Annotated in this window: 1 pseudogene; it reads left to right on the forward strand. The window is 54.8% G+C overall.

The annotated features are described in order from the left end of the window. Window positions 1–32: 32 nt before the first annotated feature. Window positions 33–1,817, forward strand: a pseudogene (locus tag JUJ53_RS19510) (FG-GAP repeat protein); the annotation flags it as partial.

Here is a 1,817-nt window from a genome sequence, read left to right on the forward strand (position 1 = left end):
AACCGTAAACCCCATTTAAGGAATCTAAATCCATGAGCTTCGACCCTATTTTGAACCTTTCCAGCCTCGATGGCAGCAATGGCTTCCGCCTCGATGGTGTGGCGGAAAATGACCAGTCTGGTTTTTCGGTGAGTAGTGCGGGGGATGTCAACGGCGATGGCTTCGATGACCTGATCATTGGCGCAGTCGGTGCCAACTCTAGCTATGTAGTGTTTGGCAGGGGCGATGAGTTTAGTAGCACTCTCAATCTTTCCACCCTCAATGGCAACAACGGCTTTCGTCTCGATGGCGTGGCAGTAGGTGACCAGTCCGGTTATTCGGTGAGCAGTGCCGGGGATGTCAATGGCGATGGCTTTGATGACCTGATTATTGGCGCACCCCGTACCTCCAACAACGGCGACGTTTCCGGATCTGGCTATGTAGTGTTTGGTCGGGATACAGGGTTTAGTCCAACGCTGAACCTCTCCAGCCTAGATGGCAGCAATGGCTTTCGTCTCGATGGCGCAGCGGCATTTGACCGTGCCGGTTATTCGGTGAGCAGCGCTGGGGATGTCAATGGCGATGGCTTTGATGACCTAATTATTGGCGCATTCTTTGCCGCCCCCAACGGCAACCTTTCCGGCTCCAGCTATGTGGTCTTTGGCCAAGCCAGTGGCTTTAGTGCGACCCAGAACCTCTCTACCCTCGATGGCAATAACGGCTTTCGCCTCGATGGCGTGGCGGTAGATGATCAGTCCGGTCGTTCGGTGAGCAGTGCGGGGGATGTCAATGGCGATGGCTTTGATGACCTGATTATTGGTGCAGGCTATGCCGACCCCAACGGCGGTAATTCCGGCTCCAGCTATGTGGTGTTTGGTAAAGCGAATGGTTTTAGTGCGACCCAGAACCTCTCCACCCTCGATGGCAGCAATGGCTTTCGCCTCGATGGTGTGGCGGGAAATGAACGTTCCGGCCGTTCGGTGAGCAGTGCTGGGGATGTCAATGGCGATGGCTTTGATGACCTGATTATTGGCGCACTCTTTGCCTCCAACAACGGCAACTTTTCCGGCTCCAGCTATGTGGTCTTTGGTAAAGCCAGTGGCTTTAGTGCGACCCAGAACCTCTCTGCCCTCGATGGCAGCAACGGCTTTCGCCTCGATGGCGTGGCGGCAGATGACCAGTCCGGTCGTTCGGTGAGCAGTGCTGGGGATGTCAATGGCGACGGCTTTGATGACCTGATTATTGGCGCAGAATATGCAAGCCCCAACGGCACCTTTTCCGGCTCCAGCTATGTGGTCTTTGGTAAAGCGAATGGCTTTAGTGCGACGCAGAACCTCTCTGCCCTCGATGGCAATAACGGCTTTCGCCTCGATGGTGCCGCGGAATTTGACCGTTCCGGTGGTTCGGTGAGCAGTGCTGGGGATATCAATGGCGATGGCGTTGATGACCTGATTATTGGCGCAACCCGTGTAGGCTTTATGAGTACCCTTCCCGGCTCCAGCTATGTGGTCTTTGGGCGAGGCAACGAAGCGCCCAGCATTATCACCAGCGCCGCCGTCAATGTGGCAGAAAATACCACCGCCGTCATTGACATTCAATCTACTGACGATACCAACAGTGAAGGCAATGGACTCTCCTACAGCCTCAGCGGCGGCGATGACCAAGTCTTCTTTGACATCAATGCCACAACCGGTGCCCTGTCCTTCCTCAATGCCCCTGATTTTGAAACGCCCCTTGATGACGGAAGCAACAATACCTATGCCGTTGAAGTAACTGTTACGGATGCTGGGGGGCTGAGTACCGCGCAACTGCTCACCATTACCGTCACGAATGTCAAT

Source organism: Leptolyngbya sp. CCY15150, assembly GCF_016888135.1.
GTDB lineage: Bacteria > Cyanobacteriota > Cyanobacteriia > RECH01 > RECH01 > RECH01.